Source organism: Microbulbifer variabilis ATCC 700307 (assembly GCF_000380565.1).
GTDB lineage: Bacteria > Pseudomonadota > Gammaproteobacteria > Pseudomonadales > Cellvibrionaceae > Microbulbifer > Microbulbifer variabilis.
This window is the reverse complement of record NZ_AQYJ01000029.1, coordinates 705,792-724,124: the sequence shown is the minus strand read 5'-3', so window position 1 is coordinate 724,124 and position 18,333 is coordinate 705,792. Positions and strand designations below refer to the sequence as shown.

15 protein-coding genes are annotated in these 18,333 nt (G+C 45.8%); 7 read left to right on the top strand and 8 right to left on the bottom strand.

From position 1 onward, the window contains the following. Window positions 1-50 precede the first annotated feature (50 nt). Window positions 51-2,276, bottom strand: coding sequence for a S46 family peptidase (locus G367_RS24660; protein WP_020415344.1), 2,226 nt, complete (start codon window positions 2,274-2,276; stop codon window positions 51-53). A 630-nt stretch (window positions 2,277-2,906) separates the two neighbouring features. Between G367_RS24660 and G367_RS0122040 the strand changes: the two genes are divergently transcribed. The 3 genes from G367_RS0122040 to G367_RS0122030 all read left to right on the top strand — a co-directional run bounded on the left by G367_RS0122040 (window position 2,907) and on the right by G367_RS0122030 (window position 6,364). Next, a complete protein-coding gene (locus G367_RS0122040) occupies window positions 2,907-3,629 on the top strand; it encodes a DUF1826 domain-containing protein (protein ID WP_020415342.1) in 723 nt (240 codons plus the stop codon). A gap of 42 nt (window positions 3,630-3,671) precedes the next feature. Beyond that, complete coding sequence (locus G367_RS0122035; protein WP_020415341.1) at window positions 3,672-5,984, top strand: TonB-dependent receptor; 2,313 nt, start codon at window positions 3,672-3,674, stop codon at window positions 5,982-5,984. A gap of 164 nt (window positions 5,985-6,148) precedes the next feature. After that, on the top strand, window positions 6,149-6,364 hold the full coding sequence (locus G367_RS0122030) for a PD-(D/E)XK nuclease superfamily protein (protein WP_020415340.1): 216 nt from the start codon (window positions 6,149-6,151) through the stop codon (window positions 6,362-6,364). 752 nt (window positions 6,365-7,116) lie between these two features. Here G367_RS0122030 and G367_RS0122020 read toward each other — a convergent pair. The 7 genes from G367_RS0122020 to G367_RS0121990 form a co-directional block, all read right to left on the bottom strand. Continuing rightward, on the bottom strand, window positions 7,117-7,728 hold the full coding sequence (locus G367_RS0122020) for a hypothetical protein (protein ID WP_020415338.1): 612 nt from the start codon (window positions 7,726-7,728) through the stop codon (window positions 7,117-7,119). Window positions 7,729-8,198: 470 nt separating this feature from the next. Beyond that, on the bottom strand, window positions 8,199-8,684 hold the full coding sequence (locus G367_RS0122015) for a DUF6702 family protein (protein WP_020415337.1): 486 nt from the start codon (window positions 8,682-8,684) through the stop codon (window positions 8,199-8,201). Between the two features lie 108 nt (window positions 8,685-8,792). Beyond that, a complete protein-coding gene (locus tag G367_RS0122010) occupies window positions 8,793-11,156 on the bottom strand; it encodes a M1 family metallopeptidase (protein ID WP_026305325.1) in 2,364 nt (787 codons plus the stop codon). Between the two features lie 109 nt (window positions 11,157-11,265). Further along, the gene (locus G367_RS24655) at window positions 11,266-12,306 is read right to left on the bottom strand and encodes a CobW family GTP-binding protein (RefSeq protein ID WP_020415335.1); all 1,041 of its coding nucleotides are present in this window, start codon (window positions 12,304-12,306) and stop codon (window positions 11,266-11,268) included. Continuing rightward, on the bottom strand, window positions 12,306-12,773 hold the full coding sequence (locus tag G367_RS0122000) for a Fur family transcriptional regulator (protein WP_020415334.1): 468 nt from the start codon (window positions 12,771-12,773) through the stop codon (window positions 12,306-12,308). The genes G367_RS24655 and G367_RS0122000 overlap by 1 nt, the downstream gene beginning before the upstream one ends. 2 nt (window positions 12,774-12,775) lie before the next feature. After that, window positions 12,776-13,285, bottom strand: a complete 510-nt coding sequence (locus tag G367_RS0121995) for a ZrgA family zinc uptake protein (RefSeq protein ID WP_020415333.1) — start codon at window positions 13,283-13,285, stop codon at window positions 12,776-12,778. A gap of 18 nt (window positions 13,286-13,303) precedes the next feature. Next, complete coding sequence (locus G367_RS0121990) at window positions 13,304-13,657, bottom strand: MerC domain-containing protein (RefSeq protein ID WP_026305324.1); 354 nt, start codon at window positions 13,655-13,657, stop codon at window positions 13,304-13,306. A gap of 1,008 nt (window positions 13,658-14,665) precedes the next feature. On the opposite strand from G367_RS0121990, the gene G367_RS0121980 reads away from it, so the two are divergent. The 4 genes from G367_RS0121980 (at window position 14,666) to G367_RS0121965 (ending at window position 18,232) form a co-directional block, all read left to right on the top strand. Then, a complete protein-coding gene (locus G367_RS0121980) occupies window positions 14,666-15,655 on the top strand; it encodes an alpha/beta hydrolase (RefSeq protein ID WP_245556729.1) in 990 nt (329 codons plus the stop codon). Between the two features lie 189 nt (window positions 15,656-15,844). Further along, on the top strand, window positions 15,845-16,531 hold the full coding sequence (locus G367_RS24650) for an LLM class flavin-dependent oxidoreductase (protein ID WP_020415329.1): 687 nt from the start codon (window positions 15,845-15,847) through the stop codon (window positions 16,529-16,531). A 3-nt stretch (window positions 16,532-16,534) separates the two neighbouring features. Further along, window positions 16,535-17,353, top strand: coding sequence for an SDR family NAD(P)-dependent oxidoreductase (locus G367_RS0121970; RefSeq protein WP_020415328.1), 819 nt, complete (start codon window positions 16,535-16,537; stop codon window positions 17,351-17,353). 33 nt (window positions 17,354-17,386) lie between these two features. Next, window positions 17,387-18,232, top strand: coding sequence for an enoyl-CoA hydratase/isomerase family protein (locus G367_RS0121965; protein WP_020415327.1), 846 nt, complete (start codon window positions 17,387-17,389; stop codon window positions 18,230-18,232). Window positions 18,233-18,333: the final 101 nt, after the last annotated feature.

Here is an 18,333-nt window from a genome sequence, read left to right as displayed (position 1 = left end):
GCCCTCAGTGAGCATTGCTCACTTGAGGACGTTAACTCAACTATAGTCGGCTACTGGCCCATCTCCCGAACCAAGTATCCGGCCCCGTCAATATTCTCCATTACCCAGAGAATATAAGCGATATCGACATGAATCGCCCGGGTACTATCAGTGAAGTCCCAATCAGCATTGATGCTATCGTAGGTTCCGTCAAATACGACTCCCACCAACTCACCGCGACCATTCATTGTCGGAGATCCTGAGTTACCGCCCGTAATATCTACGGTACTTAGGAAATTAACCGGTACTGAATCCAGCTGCTTTTCATAGTAACGGCCATAGTTCTTCTTATCGATCGCTTCCATCAAAGCTTTGGGGGCATCAAAGGGGTCCTCGCCGGTATACTTTGCCTTAATACCACGCAATGTTGTAAAAGGTACAAAGCCTTGTTTACCGTCATTACCATCTGCTGCCTCTTTAATTGTTCCAGCTGGTGGCTCATAGCCTTTAACCAGGCCATAAGTCACGCGAAGAGAGCTATTTGCATCCGGGTAGACCGGCTTACCTAAGGAGTGGTAATAATCTATCAGCATCTCCATATACTGTGGGCGCAATTGGGCGAAACGCCCTTTCATGGATTCCTCATGTTCTTCACGGGCAAGCATATCATCGTACATTGCCACTGCCAGCTGGATAAACGGATCCTTGCTCTCTTTGAAGTCTTCAGGCTTTTTACCGATCCACGCTTCACGTACCTCGACATCGGAAAGCTCTGTTTCCTTATACATTTTGTCGAGAGTTGCCTCTAGGTCAGTATTGCCTTTGCCGATATTCAAGTAACGATCAAAGCTGGCTATACGCTGCTCCTTCGGGAGCGCCTGGTAACGGTCCAGGAAGTAAAGCCAGATCTGTTTGTCGACTGATGGGTGATAGCTGCGCTCTATACGACGCATGCCCTCTTTGAATCGGGTTAGATCCCGTTCCTGATAACCCGGCTTGCGCTCAACATCGGGTTTTTCGTTCTCTTTGGCCAATCGATACAGTTTGCTCGCGGCACCCAGCATGGCTGAACGATCCATATAATCGATGGCCAGGTCCTGTTCACGGGTTGATTCTTTTTCTACAACCAGCGCCTCAAGATCATCGATCGTCGACTGGTATTTTTTCTCGCGGGCCTTGTCTGAATCCACCCAAGCTAGCAAATCTTTTTCCAGCTTTTCTTTACGCTGCAATAGATCACTGCGCTGGTAACCCTCCATCATACCGGTAAAGTTTTTAGAGTAATTATTCAAACCTGCCACGAGGCTTGCATACTTTAACTCTGCATCTTTATTGTCGGCAGTTGCCGCACCAATCGTTTCCGACCATTCACCCAGTACCCGCTGCATGTTTGGGTAATACCAGTTGAAGTTGCTTTCCACTTCCTGGGCAGTGCGATAACGGTTGGTACGCCCCGGATAACCGGCAACCATCACGAAATCACCTTCTTTAGGCCCTTTTGCCGCTACAGGCAAATAGTGCTTGGGAACGTAAGGGACATTATCTTTGGAATAATCAGCCGGTTTACCATCTTTGCCAACATAGGCGCGGTAGAAAGCGTAATCGCCGGTATGGCGAGGCCACATCCAGTTATCGATATCGCCGCCGAATTTGCCAATCGAAGACGCCGGCGCATGAACCAAGCGCACATCGCGGATTTCCAGCTGCTTAACCAGGTAGTAGTTCAAACCGCCGTAGTAGCTATAGACCTCACAACGATGGCCCGGATCTTTTTCACACTCGGAAACCAGCGCCTTCTCCGCTTCTTCGATAGCGGCAAAACGTGCAGCACCATCCATCTCATCTGTCAGGCGTTCGTTAACCTTGTCCGTTACTTCGTTCATTGCAACGGTGACGTAGACGCGGGAGCCCGGTGCAGCAGGCAGCTCTTCAGACAAATCTCCGGCCAGGAAACCTTCAGCCAGTAAATCCTTGGATTCAGTTGAATTGTATGAAATTGAACCGTAGGCGCAGTGGTGGTTGGTAATCACCAATCCCGTGGGAGAGACAAAGGAAGCGGAACATCCCCCCAGGCTGATCACCGCGTTCATTGGAAATTCGGTAAGCTTGGTCATGCTGGCTGGGTCCAGCTCCAGGCCATGAGTCCGAAGCTCTTTGGACAGCTCAGGCAACTGGTGAGGTTGCCACATGCCTTCAGTCGAAACACTCTCTTTCTCTGCGGCGAGGCTGGCGCAACTCGCTCCAGCAAATAATGCAGCAGTTGCAACCCCGTAAACAATAGAATTATTGATTTTCATATTTACTCAGCAATATTTAAAAAATAACAGGTTAATTTTGGGTACTTCCCAACGCTAACCCTGTCTTTTCCGGTACACCGAAAATTCACTCATAAACACGGCAGGCTGACAGCTTAACACACCCTCCCCGGCTGCAGGCCGGCACGAAGCTGCACCCCTAGCTAAATCCTGCCAATCATTGCCATTATTTCCCTGGCTCCTCCACTCAAGTGGGATAAACCATAAATACACAATTGATACACTGTATCATTTTGATCCAATCAAATCTGAGCAAAATGTGAATTACGACGACAGCAAGAAAGAAATCTGCGATAAACGGTTTTGCAGCTAAAAAGAACATCGCCGAATAATCTACTTGCGCCAGGCAGTGGTCAATACGCCTCACCAAGGTTCCCTCCAGCTATCAGAACTCCCGATGAATTCGGTCTTCAAGATTGATTCACCCCAATGTTGGAGGTTGCCAAGGCCGACCATTCTCAATATGATATGTTATATCATAGCCTACATTGAGGAGTGGGTAGTCCGAGTGAGGAATTTAGGTATTGCACCGCCCGCCATAGCAGAGAGCAAAGCAATTAAAGCCTCTGAAAATAGTATTTATTAGCCGAAGTTACTTAATTGGAGATTAGCTTGAGCCTGACTGACTTTACAGAAAGAAGCCATGAGACACTTATCACACAAGCTCCAAGTGCTGAACTGGCTCCGAAAGAGGAAGGACTGTCAGTGGCAGACCTGCCAAATACCCGTCGGGCCGTATCTGCAGGTAATGGAGAAGTTTTAGCAGATATTTTCCAAGCTGATATCAATATGGCCATCTGGCAACGAGAACTGTCCAGTAGCATAGCCAGTGATTGCCGCTCCCTCTTAAATAGTGGTGTCCATCCCAACCGTAGGATTCTATTACCTACCGCCAAGATCGAGCGTCTCGGTGAAGCATTGCCAGAGCTTGGTCCCTACCCGCACTTGTGTGCTGACATCCAGTTACTGGCAGATATGTTCAGTTACCTATTTGAGCTAAGCGGAGTCGGTATTCGTTTAACAACCCTGAGCGGTGCAATGTGCCCCAAGTTTCATGTAGATCGGGTGCCCTGCCGATTGATTACGACTTATTTAGGCACGGGGACTGAGTGGCTGGCACCAGACTCTATTGACCCAAATACGCTCGACTTAAAGGCTAACCAGGAATTCCCTCCAACTTCCATCAATCACCTGGCATGCGGCTCGGTTGCCCTTCTCAAAGGCGAACTCTGGGAGGGCAATGAAGGGGCCGGTCTAATCCACCGCTCGCCGAGTGTCGAGCCCGGCCAACTGCGACTGCTACTCACATTCGATTTCGGATCCGCCGACGAATGACGAGCGCTTACTGGGACGTAAAAATTCTATTAGGAATAACTCATGAAACTTACCGCGAACCTTTTCGCACTGATGACTCTTTCAAACTTGGCCCATGGAATTTCCGGACAGGTATTAGATACTTCTGGAGAGCCCATCTATGGCGCCAGTATTGAAGTCGCGGGAAGTCGACAACAGACCCAAACAGATGCCCAGGGCCGATTTTTACTTGAGGTGAATACTTCGCAACTCCGCGAAATCCACATCAATGCCCCAGGGCACAGCCACAAGACAATAATTCTAAAGGCCGGTCAGGATGAGCCCCTCATGGTTACCCTGCAACACACCGTTATCGAGCAAATCGATGTAACAGCCACACCATTACATGCCTCCACTATTGAATCGGCACAACCTGTAACCGTAGTAGCTGGCGAAGAGCTACGTAGAAAACAAGCCTCCACTCTGGGAGAAACCCTCAAAAATGAAGTGGGAGTTCATTCCAGCTACTTTGGACCAGTAGCCAGTAGTCCAATCATCCGGGGGCTCAACGGCCCCCGTGTTCTGATTACCCAAAATGGACTCGACAGCGCTGATGCCTCCCGAGTTGGCCCAGATCATATCGTCGCCACAGAGACAATTACCGCAGAGCAGATAGAAATCCTGCGAGGCCCTGCCACCCTGTTTTATGGGTCCGGAGCCATCGGTGGTGTAGTCAATGTGGTAGACGAGAGAATACCCACCTCTGGTGAAAACAGGACTGCTTATTCGCTGGGAAGCAATACTGTTGCAAATGAGCGCGAAGCTTCACTGGCTCATACCGGCGGTAATGACCAGCTGGCATACCACGTGGACAGTTTCTGGCGCAAAGGTGACGACTATGAAATTCCCACCTCGGGCGACCATGACGAACATTCCAGAGGAGTATTAGAGAACAGCGATTCAGAAAGCAACGGGTTCAATATTGGTGGCAACTGGTTTTTAGATAATGGATCTATCGGCCTTGCCTATGGACGCCTGGAGCGAGTTAATGGTATTCCCGGGCACGGTCACTCTGATGAACACGAAGATGATGAATCAGAGCATCATGATGAACATGAAGAAGAAGTAGTTTCTGATTTGAAACAGGACCGATGGCAGCTGGTCAGTGAACTGTCTCTGGACAACATATGGTTTAGCGGTCTGGACACCAGAATTGGATACACAGACTACGAACATTCTGAAATCGAGAACGACGCTGTCGGCACAACATTCAGCAATCAGACACTTCAAGCTCGGGTCAACCTATTATTGCAAGAAAGGGCCGGATGGCGCGGCGCAATAACCCTGGAGAGCAAAACTACAGATTTTGAAGCGATAGGTGAAGAGGCCTTCACCCCGCCGAGCACAACAGGAAGCTCAGCAATTGGGCTGATACAAGAAAAGCACACGGGTGAATTCCTATGGCAATTAGGGGCCCGTATCGAAAGAGTCACGGTTGAAGCTGCCGATGATGAATGGGAAGGAGAAAATCTCGATAAACTGGCTTTCACGCCCTATAGCGTTTCTGCTGGCTTGGTCTGGGATATCGCCGCCAATTACAATGCCGGGATCTCTTTTACCCACGCACAACGGGCCCCCAGCGCCGCTGAACTTTTCTCGTATGGCCCCCATATCGGCACCAGTAGCTTCGAAGTCGGCGCGCTTTTTAAACTGAATGATGACACAGAAGAACCCTATTTTTACTATGAAAACAATGTTGATGAAGAGGTATCCAACAACATTGACCTGAGCTTTCGCAGGCATTCAGGAAATATCGGCTGGGTACTGAACTTATTCTACAACCAGATAGATAATTTCTACTACGAACGCAATACGGGCTACACCAGCGAAGACTTTGAAGAACACGATCACGAAGAAGAAGAAGAAGAGAGTCATGATCATGGCGAACTGCCGGTTTATGTTTTCGATCAAGCGGATTCGACACTCTACGGTCTAGAAGCTGAATTTGCCTGGCAATTATCCAAGCCTCTCACACTGACATTGTGGGGAGATACTGTTCGTGGAAAGCTGGATAACGGAGGTAATTTGCCTCGTATCCCACCCATGCGACTGGGCGGCATGCTAAATTATAGCTCCAATGGGTGGGATGCAGGGATTGAGATTACGCACGCGTTTAAGCAAACCAAAGTCGCAGAACTGGAAACTACCACCGCTGCTTACACACTTTTGAGTACTGAGCTTGCGTACACTTTTCTAGGAAATCCGCACAACCTTACAGTCTACCTCAAGGGTAATAACCTAACTGACGAGTTAGCCTATGTGCATTCATCCTTCCTGAAAGAACTTGCTCCACTCCCCGGGAGGAACTTTAGTCTTGGATTGCGGGGCATGTTTTAATTAAGGGAAGCTCTAGTCAGTCAAAAAAAACCATCGGCAATGATTATTACCGGTGGTTTTTCTTTTATATGAGTAGTACTCAATAAGTACTAAGAAATATTCTAGCGTTTCTATAAATTCACCCATAGGACGTGCAGTTACCAAAAGTCTAATTAGGAATTAACATGACTCAGCCAATAGTACCCGAAGATTTTAATGCTTGGCTGCATTGTATTGCGATAGAATGCGGTATTGAGCTAACACCAGGCTTTGTTGATGAACGTATCAGCGCACTCCAAGATAAGAATAACTACCATACCCGTAGCTTTGTTCTCTTATATGGGCAAGAGCACCACCAGAAAGTCCTCAACTGGTTTAAGCAAGTGCGTGAAAAAATATAATCTAGCACCTATCAACACTTTCGGCCTATCTGCGAAAAATGAAAATCTGACAAAGAATATAAAAATCAATCCAACTTATCAAAATGAAGAAAATGTAAATATTTTTTAGTCATATATCACCACCATATAAAATTTAGATATCCATCCACCTCTTTATTTAGCGACAGCCTGTGGACCATTTTTAATGCTTCGGCAGAGCCATGACGCGACTTAGCTTTCGCGCATCTAGAGTCAGGAATGTTCCTGAAGGGGTTTGTTAGTAAATAGAAGGAGCCAGGTTAATATACCTGGAAAAACTATGTTTTTGCTCCGCTTGAGCCTCTATTTAAATAATTTTCTTATTGTGCCAACCTTTGATTTGCGGGGAGAAGTGCCCTAAATAGATATGAAAGAAAAATACAATAGGACTATTCCACTTACTGACAAGCGGAGATCCCGGAATTTTCCGTTTTTCTTTAGATGTTTATGTTGCGTTAACAATCGCTCAGTAGATATTCAATCTGGTTGGCTCGGGCAATAATCTGATTGTCGAGGCAAATGGGAGTCTTTCGCAGATACGTATCCGTCTAAATGCTGATTTAGGAGGCACCAGACTTGAAGAGATACATCTGGCCATAGACATAAAACATCTATTTTCGCAGATATATACGAGTAGCAAATCAATTTAACGATCAACGGACCGTATAGAAAAAATCGAATATCATTTTTAACGATTGGCTGAAACCGTGGAAAGGCTCAAAATGATACAGGAATCACTTTGAAATCTCAGGGGGCCTTCCCACACAGTATTTAGCGGGCATTTCATCTAAATCAACTGCCTTCATAAGCTGTCTACTTGCCTCAAGATAGGACTCTGCAGTTGCGCCTGACCAATAACCCGTATCACAAGTCAGAGAAACACAATCCCCTCCAAAAGTTACAAAAGGCTTATCACGTACAATCTTGCATGTGCATATGGCCTTGAGCGGATTCATTGGGTCGACAATACAAGGCTGATCCAGGCAATCTGTCCACGGTTTACCCTCGGGACAGGAAAGTACAGGCTTAGTAGGAGCCTGAGCGAAAGAAAATGTCGACAAGGCTTTTTTAACGCCGTTTGAGTTGGTCGCAGGTATCCGGGTTTTACATTCTGATAACCCAAAGTTCAATCCTTTGTTAACATCACACCTACATATTGCATTTGAATCCGGATTCCTGGGGTCTGGAATACAGGGGGCAGATGTGCATAAGACATACTCATTACTGCAAATGATACCCTTGCCACTTTTGATGGAATTAAGATTGTCTTCTTCAGCTGACGTTTCAAATCTCACAAAGACAAGGGCAATCAAAACCACTGTGAGTAAAAATGAATGCTTCGTCATGAGTGTCTCCCTTGGAATTTAAAAGTCGAATTGAATATAAACTGATATTTCCCATTTGAAGATATACTTTTGTAGCGCTCAAAAGATAGTCTCAAGTTACATCTACAGAGACTATCAATAATGGATTTTAACGCCTACGTTTCATGGATTTTCTCGTATAAAGTAAAGACGGCCTGGCATATAGGAGAACAGAGCGAGATAGAGAACTTATTCCGCCGGCTGAGAGGGTTCAGAGGTCTTACCAGTCGTTTTGATATTTTAGATTCTTAAGAGGTTTTTCACTTATTGAAAACAGGTTGATTAGTAATAATTGGACCCAGTGGCTATTATCACTAATGGCCACAACAGTAGAACTGTATAACGGTACCAACAGCCATAATGAGTGACTGAATTTGGTTAGAGTGAGTGAGGTATGCTGAAACCCCACATATCACTCACTATTCATAGTGATTAACTAGTATATGATCAGATTACAAACTGAACTCTACCCTACTCTCACCTGACTTTAAGGTATAGCTTTGATTTTCACTGCTATTATTTACAGTAATAGTGTTCACTTGGTCCCGCTCAATCTCCATCAGCATCGATTGCTTAATGCTCAATTTTTTACTGGAAAGATCTACCAAAGGCACTTCCTGATATATCCAGATATCATGAACATCGGCTTCCATACCTACCCAATTGAGATTTAACACATCGCCATTTTTCTGGCTAACCTGGAATCTTGAATTGACATAGTTCTCCATCTGTTGTTGTGCTTCATTCAACTCTTTACCGGCACTTATTGACAAAGCTTTTTCAATATCAGCAACAAAAAATCGGTGGGAAATCTCCAGTGTTTGAGTGCGTTCATTTACTGAGAGGCTAGTCAAACCAAAATGATAGCGATGTGCATTTGCCTGGAGTGCAATTACTGAGGTCGTTACTACCAGCAAAAAGGAAAATAAAACTTTCATCAATTACTACCAATACATAATGAATGTTTCAGATGGATATTTTGCGTCAAAAACACAAATTGCAGCTCCCCAAACCAATTATCAGTGAGCTGCAATTTTCTCCAAGGTTTAACCTGCCTCTTTAAGTTCTACATCCCAATCCTTCATCAAATTACGCTGCTTTTCATCCTTAAATAGCTCCAGGCGCGACTTGATAATGCGGCGTGGGTAGAAGTTGTTCTCTACATTGACATCCGCTGTTTCCCAGTGGGGATCAAGCACTACTGACTTCAGCACCTTACTCTTATCCCTCACCAGCATCTTGGAGGTCTTCTTAGCATTGCGAGTCCAGATTTCAGCGGGGATACGCAAATCCTCAACACTTCCATCTTCATATTCCAATCGCAGGAACAGGGGCATTACCAAGCCACCAATATTGCTAAAGTCCAGCACGTAGACATTACTCTCAACCCTGAGTAAATCTTTTTCCCAGTCCTCCAGATCCTCCAGCTTACTTCGGTAGCTATTGCGATCTGCATTGGAAACATCAAACTCGTCGTGCTTGTTATAGAAGTCTTCCAATTCCGGTTTACCATCAACGATACGGGTCAACTTTCTCGCGCGGTTCTCAATAACAGTGATAGTCTCCGGTTCCCTTTCATGCTGAGCGCGCTTCCAAGGCCCTTCTACTTCAGGGTTTTGTGTACCAACGGTGTAGTGATGTACAGCATCAAGGCTGATATCAACATTATCAGTAGTGTAGAACCAGCCGCGCCAGAACCAATCCAAATCCATACCTGATGCATCCTCCATAGTACGGAAAAAATCTGCAGGCATAGGGCGCTTGAACTTCCAACGCTGGGCATACTCTCGGAAAGCGAAGTCGAACAGCTCACGTCCCATAATGGATTCACGCAGGATATTCAGTGCAGTTGCCGGCTTTCCGTAGGCATTGTTACCGAGTTGAAGTACTGATTCCGAGTTCGTCATAATCGGAACCTGGTTCTCGCTCTTCATATACTCGACAATTTTTCGCGCATCTCCGCGGCGAGATGGATACTTTTCCTCCCACTCCTGCTCAGCCAGGAACTGTACGAAGGTGTTTAGCCCCTCATCCATCCAGGTCCACTGGCGCTCATCAGAATTAATAATCATCGGGTAGTAGTTATGCCCTACCTCATGAATAATGACCGAGATAAGCCCATACTTGGTGCGGCGGGAGTAAGTACGCTTACTGCGGTCCTCCTCATCAATTTCTGGCCGCGGACCATTAAAGGTGATCATGGGGTATTCCATTCCCCCCACAGGGCCGTTGACTGAAATAGATACCGGATAGGGATAATCAAAACTGTAGCGGTTATAGACGTCTATTGTATGAATAATGGACTCTGTAGAGTACTTATCCCACAGAGGAGTGCCCTCTTCTGGATAGAAGGACATTGCCATTGTGTCGGTACCGCCCTTTTTATAACCCTGTGCATCCCACAAGAACTTACGCGAAGATGCCCAGGAAAAGTCACGGACATTTTCTGCTTCAAAAACCCAGGTTTTGCGCTCAGTTGAACGACTTTTCTCATTTTCCAGGGCCTCGTCCTTAGTGACAATCATCACGGGCTTATTCGCAATACGGGCCTTTCGCAAACGCTCACGCTGCTTGGAAGTCAGCACATCCCTCGGATTTTGAAGAACGCCGGTGGCGGCAACGATATGATCTGCCGGCACCTCGATAGCGACACGATAATTTCCAAACTCAAGCGCAAATTCGCCGCTCCCCAGGAACTGCTTGTTTTGCCAGCCGCTAACATCGTTATAGGCGGCCATACGCGGGAACCATTGGGCTATTTCGTACAGGTAGTTATCATCGCGCTTAAAATATTCAAAACCGGAGCGACCACCCAGCACTTTTTGCTCAACAACTTTGTAAGCCCAACCAATCTGGAAGCTCACACTGGAACCGGAGGCCAGTGGCTGGGGCAGGTCAATTCGCATACCAGTATCAACAATAGTATGTCTAAGCTCCCTCCCCCGTGTGTCAACCACTTTAGTAATCTGGTATCCCCCTGGAAACTCCCCAGATACCACCGCATGACGAAAACTATTAAACGGGATGGTATCCGGGGCAATGGCTTCCAGGTTAACCGGCCTCGCCAAATTACCAGAGGAGTTAGGCTTGAAGCGATTTTGATCCAGTTGCACCCACAAATAACGCAGTGTATCTGGCGAATTATTGGTGTAAGTGATGGTCTCTGAAGCGGTTATCAGTTGCTTATCATCATCCAGTGAAACCTTGATATCGTAGTCCGCTTGCTGCTGCCAATAGGCATGACCCGGAGCTCCCGACGCAGTGCGATAGCTATTAGGTGTCGGCAGCAGCTCCTCCAGCTGGCGGAACTTATCACCGGTTACATTTAGGGGGTCTGCGGCAAAGCTGCCCGAAAAGCCGGACATAGCAAGCCATGCCACTGTTAAGCGGCCGAGTAATTTTATATTCATTGGTTTACGTCAGATTACAATTTTATAGAACACGGTCCCCAAAAAATGATCAGGGTCTTTGCAAGCATTTGCGATAAGCCAGGCCAGATTTGAATATCCGGCCTAACAGCTATTTGGATTCATAAAACACTTTTGTTTCTGCATCCTGATTATCTACCAGAGCATCGATCCAGGACTTCTCCATCTCATCCCAGCCCAAGGGTACCTGGTTAATCACCTCCACCCGGCTTTCCAAAGTGTCATCCAGCTCCAATACTGTGAGCACTTTGTCAGCCTTGTTAAATCCAAATACACCTTGCTCGGTAATAAATACACCCTTGATTCTCTCAGCTTCAGCGCCGCTGAATAGTGAAAAGAGCGCATCATAGTCAAATATAAATTCAGGGCTAAAACGCCAGCCACAGCTGTAGTACCCCTCTCCACTATTCTCTGAGCGGAGATAACCACACTCCGGTAATAGCTCAACTTCATCCACCGACTGATTTACCGGATGCTGGTGATCATTCCCTGTAGAAACCTGGAAACCACTTGAAAGTAGAAGCCAGTCTAGTTCGATACGCCCCTGCTCCACCACTTGAAGAGGTTTTTCTGTGCCTTCACCTAAAAATGAGAGAAAACGCTGAAGGTTTTGCAAGTCCTCAGGACCATAGAGGTCAGACTTGTTGGCAACCACCAGGTCGGCAACTTCTAATTGCTGCCGAAAAGTCTCACTACGCAAATAGCGGTCGTCCTCTATACAGCGGGCATCCACTAAAGTAAGCGTACCACGGAGGTTCAAAACACCGCCGCGTACAGCGTCGGACAGCGCTTCGAGTACCTCTCGCGGATGCCCCAGACCCGTGGGCTCGATCAATAAACGATGGGGCCTGGCTTTGGCCAGTAACTGGTTTAAAGCAACCTGCATTGGTAAGCCCGCCGCACAGCACATACAGCCTCCGGGTACCTCCCGGATATAAATGCTGTCTTCCTGGTCCGGTTCAAAAAGTGCGCCGTCAACACCCACCTCTCCAAACTCATTGACCAGAACAGCCCAGCGTTCATCATCGGGCTTACTTTCCAGAAGGTGGCGGATTGCGGTCGTCTTGCCAACACCCAGAAAACCGGTGATAACGTTGGCGGGTACCCCGCGTATCAACTGACTAGCCGCCACTAAGCTGCTTCCCGGCTACATTCATCACAGACACAATCCAACTCTAGCTGCGACGTTTGAAGATGAAACCCAGCACTTTCAACCGTATCGCGCAGCGCGGTGATGACTTCCGGTCTGATGCCAATTTCCCTTACTTTGCTACACCGGTTGCAAATTAAAAACTGCGGGGTTTGGTGGCTGTGATCACAGGCAATATGAGCACATGCGAGATACTTGTTCTCTGAATTAAGCTTGTGAACCAAGTTCTCTGCGGCCAGGAAGTCCAGCATTCGATAGACTGACATGGCAGGAATTGAGTCGCCGACGTCACTATTGTAATGCTCCGCTATTTCGTAGGCTGAGAGCGGGGTTTTAGACCGCAGCAAAACGGTTAGGACATTCTTGCGCTTTTCAGTCAGGCGCGCCCCTGAGCTACGGCAGGCTTGTTCTGCCACGCTCAGGGTCTGTCTGATTTGGGATGCTTTCATAGCTATTTCATTTGCAGTTTGTTGTCTTTAACAGTGAGCAGTTCAGCCCCCTGTCGACCGGAGCTGACCCATTGCACTGCAATCCCATGAATACCGGGAAATCTCTCGAACAGGGTAACAATAACGCTGTTGAACTGTGCCAGATTATCACACTTGAATTCATAGCTAGCATGGAAACCGCTATGTACCGAACTATCACTGCTAACTTCCGCGCTATAAGGCACCTCAACATCCACGCTTCGGGGCTTACAATTGGTTCCAACAAACTCCAGGAAAAGATCAGGCTTAGCAAGTTCGAGGGACACCTGATCCAACAATTGTTGTTGAGCATGGCTACGTGGCGCGTGCTCAAACCCCACCAGATTGACTGAAGGTGACTCCAGCTCGATACGGATGCTATCTGCCTCGGCCACCAGGTACATTACTGCCTCACCGTGAGTATGCCCCCCCATATCTCCGGCAACTGGACCGGCAACAAACAAAGCAACCAACGGAACCCGTGCAAAATTCATTATCCTCACCTAATCAACCTAAGCCACCCGATATATCAAGCGCTGGTTTACCCCATGGGCAATGATTAACAAGCCAGCACCGAGGATACTGGCGACTAGCTCCCATACTCCCTCCAGGTAAAGCGCCCCAACCAATAGCAGTGCCCCAGAGAAGCCCACGACCATTACCGCATAGCGTTGATGACGTCGACAGGAAGCTGGGAAGCTGGCCAAAGCCAGGGTCACTACCGGCACGAGCAAAAGCAAGTGGAGAAACTGGTCATCCTGCAGTGCACCCAATATCCCCAAACCACCCAATAACGGTAATAATGGGGTCAAAAGACAGTGCACTAGGCAAACTCCAGAAGCCAAAATCCCTAAAGTATCTCTCACAACAATCCTTTTAATCTTCGAGTATTTAAGACAGATAGCCACACTTCAGCCAACGAAATGATATGTTATATCATAAATAAAATATTTCAAGTCAAACAGAGCAGTGTGACTAAAGGTTCATCAAATGCCGCGAATCAATGAGCAGGAACTGCTGGGGATGCCCACCTCAGACTATATGAATGAAAAGCAATTATCCTTACTACATGGACATCAAAGCCTTCCTTATCGCTAATAAGGCTACGAAAACAACACAAGTCTCCGAGGAAACACTAGAGATACTCAGCTTTTTTGAGGCTGATATTCTTGACGGCGACCAGGAATATCGGGAAGAGCCTGAGCTGTCAATGTTGACAGCGGGCCCTTTAGGGTACTTTAATTTCTGTAATTTATTTATTTTGTTTCGATAAATTTTGATAAAAATCAAAGTAACAAAAATTACGTAGCTACAAGCTCTAAAGCCAAAAAATTTGTTAACCAGTAACATACTATACACGTTGAGAGATTACCCCTCATTGAAAAAGTCTACAGAAGACAATCCAGAGATGGCGGAAATTCAGAACTTAGTCAACTCTACAAAAGCAGCCTAACATCACAGAGCATAGCGGGTGGAATTATAAGAGACCCAAATGTAGATCGAAACGCCTCACGTTGTTGTCCTGCCGGCCGAAGCGAAGATTACTCATATAATATACCTCAAAGATAAGGTCAGATCATGTTGGATTATGGTCCTGAGTCCGCGGGGCAAGAGAGCCAGATACCTTTTTTACTCCGCTTACGCATCCTGGGAGGGATCCATTCATAAATCACCAACGGTCTCACCTGTTTTCATTCGCCAATGAATACTACTTTTAACAAGGTAACGGACATGTAAATCCAATTTGAATCAGATCGACTAGACTGTAGACCAAGAGCGAGCAGCAGTGGAAGATCTTCGAATGAATTATTCATTCGGTATCATGATGATCTAAGCGTCGAATAAATTAATTACAGTTATCAATTAAACCAAGCATGATGACATTAAAAGAAACTTTAATTAGAACGACCATTGTCGCCTTAATATGCCTAGCCACCTCGGCTTGTTCTAAAAGAATTGCCAGATTTATAGAGGAAGCTGAAAATTTCGCCCTTGATGAAGAAACAAGCAATATTAAAGTTGAAGACTTAGGTTTCAAAAAAGATAAATACTGTCCAATCAAAAAAAACAACTGCATTAGTTATTATTACGGACCACCTTTAACCAGCAACAACCTACAGTACTCTGTGAAATTTGGAGAGGGAGACAGGAAGAATATTGTAGGGATTAACTTAAGTAGAAATTCTTTAGAAAGACATTACTCTGGCACTGTAATATTATTACACGGATTTCGAACCGCCAAAGAATTTATGCTTAATTCAGCTCTGTATTTCCGCTTTCTAGGATTTCAGGTTGTTGTTCCTGATTTACTTGGTCATGGTGGTTCGGGTGGCAGGAGGAAATATGGGGTAGAAGACAGTAAATATATCAACAATCTTATTGGCAGCCTAATTGAGGAAGGGGTTATCAACAATGGGAGAATTTATATTGTAGGAAACTCTATGGGCGCCTTAACGGCCACATACATTTCCTCTTTAAGAAAAGATATCAGTGGAATTATTCTTTTGGCTCCGATGCCGCCATTTGATGAAGCTGTATACAATTATGCAAAACGTGACCACCCCCTGCTAAGCAGAATTATTCCTGAGAAGGACTTCCGTAAGGGTGCGCTTTTAGCCTTAAAAAAAGCCAAAATCAATTTGAATGATACAAAAATACTACCTATTATTGAGTCCTCCCAGGCCCCTACACTACTAATACTCTCAGATTCGGACAAAATTTCGCCTTACGCAGATTTCGAACAGTTGAGAAATGACAATATCAAGATCATCAAAATTCATGACAGATATCATCCGAGCATGAATACAATAGGGGAAGTCGAACATAAAGCAATCATTAGTTGGCTCAACACTACCCAAAATTAATCTTATAAAACTTGACAACCAATTCTCTCCTGTTCGAACAATACAGGAGTCGTCATCTTAGAACCTAAACACAAAGATAAAGAGCAATACTTCCCTAGTATCAATTTAGATTATATCTCCACATTCAAACCGGGAAAACATTCAATTGGAATTGTGACCCCATAAAAAATTATACAATAAATTCAAACCATGCTTGATCATATTACGCCAGTTCAGTTTGTGGAGAAATTGGGATTTAGTACGATTTGGGTCAGGATCGCAAAAGCTGCTGCCTCTGTTGATCAAATCTCAGGCGGGCGCTTAATTCTAGGGATCGCCAGTGGCGATCGTCCGGAAGAATATCCTGCGATGAATGTTTCGTATCAGGAGCGAGGGAAACTGTTCCGGGAGAGCTATAAATATATTCGCCGTGTAGCAGAGCCCTCCCCCCAACTTCAAAGCTCCTTTGGGGCAATTTCTGGAGATCTGGACATATTGCCCAAACCAGAAAAAACAAAGCTGCCTTTATTGATAACGGGCTCCTCTCAGCAACCCCCAGATTGGCTCTCTAACAACGGAGATGGTTGGATCACCTATCCTCGCCCACATATCGCGAAAAAACAATTTATTGGCCAATTGAGAGATAACTCTGCCATTAACAAGCCAGTGATGGAACCTCTCTATATTGATATAACTGAAACTCCGGATGCCCTACCACACCCCATACACTTGGGATATCGACTGGGAATTAACCAATTATATCAATACCTTAAATCGCGAGAAGAGATCGGAGTTAACCATGTTGCTCTTAACCTCCGATTTAACCGGGTAAATATTGAAGAAACACTTGGAATAATTTCGGAATTAATTCTCCCACATTTTAATGAAAAGGAATAACAAGTGCGAAAGACCATTTTGTTGACAGGCGGTACTGACGGTATCGGATTAGAAACTGCAAAAATACTGGCAGCAAAGGATCCTACTTTGCTCTTACATGGCCGCAGCGATACAAAACTAGAAAGTGCAAAAGAAGCAATAAAGCAAAGCTATCCCAAGGCCCATATAGATACATTCCGAGCAGATTTATCCAATTTATCAGATGTGTTAGCACTGGCCTCAATGGTAAAAGTTCAATATTCAAATATTGATGTTCTTATCAATAATGCCGGCGTATTTAAAGTACAGAACCCAATAACCGACACGGGTTACGATGTTCGTTTTATCGTAAATGCTATTGCCCCCTACTTGTTAACGACACGGCTATTGCCGCTGTTTAGCGCCAATGGCCGCATTATTAATCTATCCTCTGCAGCGCAAGCAACTGTGAACATCGAAGCGCTCAAAGGTCACCAACAACTATCCGACAGCGACGCTTATGCCCAAAGTAAATTAGCTCTTACCATGTGGACCTTTCAACTAGCCCGCTCACTTGGCGACAAGGCCCCGCAATTTATCGCAATCAATCCCGCCTCATTTCTGGGTAGCAAAATGGTAAAAGATGCTTACGGAACTCAAGGGAAAGACTTAAGTATCGGCGCCAATATATTGGTACGGGCGGCACTCGATAATGAGTTCTCAAACGCTAGCGGTAAATACTTTGACAATGACATAGGCAATTGGTCCCAGCCGCACCCAGACGCGCTAGATGAGAAAAAGAGAAAGGTACTTATTGAAGAAATTGAGAACACTCTCGACAAACTCGGCATTAAAAATACCTAAGACGTTAACGCAATCAATTAAAAGGAATTCACCATGAAATATGAAGGTTTTACCACATTCACGGCGAAACAAGATAACGGAATCCTAACTGTGACATTTGACTTTGGTCCCGTGAATGTCCAAGGGCAGGAAATGCTGGCCGACTTAAACAGCCTGGCTATGCGCCTGGAACGGGATCGAGAAACCAAAGTCGTTGTATTTCAGTCTGCAAATCCGGAGATTTGGGTATGTCATTACGATACTGAGCTATTAAAAAACATGTCTGATGAAGCTGTATCTCGCGAAGAAGCCCAACTGTTGGATTTACAGGCTGTCTGTGAACGCATCAGTAAGGTGCCCCAGGCAACGATCGCCAAACTAGAAGGCTTCGCCAGAGGTGGTGGCCATGAACTGGCCTTGGCACTCGATATGCGTTTCGCAGCCCGAGGAAAATATAAATTCATGCAAATGGAAGTGGGTATGGGAATCCTCCCCTGCGGGGGAGGCGCATCAAGGATGGCTCGCCAGACAGGACTGGGTAAAGCGCTGGAGATTATTCTCAGCGCCCGTGATTTCGATGCTGACGAAGCGGAAAGGCTCGGCACAATCAACAAAGCACTAGACCCAGATGAAATTGGCGAGTATGTCGATAGCCTGGCGAAGAGAATCGCTCAATTTCCAGCAGAATCAATCAATGCCTGTAAACAGGCGGTCTATGAGTCAATCGATAAACCTATCGGTGAAGCGCTAAAAGCGGAAGCCTATTGGCTGTATCAAGCAACCAGTAAAACACCTGCGCTAAAACGCTTCTCTAACGCAGATGAACAAGGGTTGGAACACGATATTGAAAATCAGCGGAACTGGAACCAACTGGTTATGGATGTACAAAAAATAAACTAGCAGTAGCAATTGGGCATCCGACAATTTACAGACAGCGATGCCCTACTTACTTCGGACACTTAGACAAAACTCTACAGAAAGTACACTTTTTGGGAATCAAA

What these genes read in the sequence shown, in the direction of transcription:
- G367_RS0122020 (WP_020415338.1), bottom strand. Translation starts at nt 7,728, where the DNA reads ATGACGAAGCATTCATTTTTACTCACAGTGGTTTTGATTGCCCTTGTC.
- G367_RS24660 (WP_020415344.1), bottom strand. Translation starts at nt 2,276, where the DNA reads ATGAAAATCAATAATTCTATTGTTTACGGGGTTGCAACTGCTGCATTA.
- G367_RS0122010 (WP_026305325.1), bottom strand. Translation starts at nt 11,156, where the DNA reads ATGAATATAAAATTACTCGGCCGCTTAACAGTGGCATGGCTTGCTATG.
- G367_RS0122000 (WP_020415334.1), bottom strand. Translation starts at nt 12,773, where the DNA reads ATGAAAGCATCCCAAATCAGACAGACCCTGAGCGTGGCAGAACAAGCC.
- G367_RS0122015 (WP_020415337.1), bottom strand. Translation starts at nt 8,684, where the DNA reads ATGAAAGTTTTATTTTCCTTTTTGCTGGTAGTAACGACCTCAGTAATT.
- G367_RS0121965 (WP_020415327.1), top strand. Translation starts at nt 17,387, where the DNA reads ATGAAATATGAAGGTTTTACCACATTCACGGCGAAACAAGATAACGGA.
- G367_RS0122030 (WP_020415340.1), top strand. Translation starts at nt 6,149, where the DNA reads ATGACTCAGCCAATAGTACCCGAAGATTTTAATGCTTGGCTGCATTGT.
- G367_RS24650 (WP_020415329.1), top strand. Translation starts at nt 15,845, where the DNA reads ATGCTTGATCATATTACGCCAGTTCAGTTTGTGGAGAAATTGGGATTT.
- G367_RS0121995 (WP_020415333.1), bottom strand. Translation starts at nt 13,285, where the DNA reads ATGAATTTTGCACGGGTTCCGTTGGTTGCTTTGTTTGTTGCCGGTCCA.
- G367_RS0122035 (WP_020415341.1), top strand. Translation starts at nt 3,672, where the DNA reads ATGAAACTTACCGCGAACCTTTTCGCACTGATGACTCTTTCAAACTTG.
- G367_RS0121980 (WP_245556729.1), top strand. Translation starts at nt 14,666, where the DNA reads ATGATGACATTAAAAGAAACTTTAATTAGAACGACCATTGTCGCCTTA.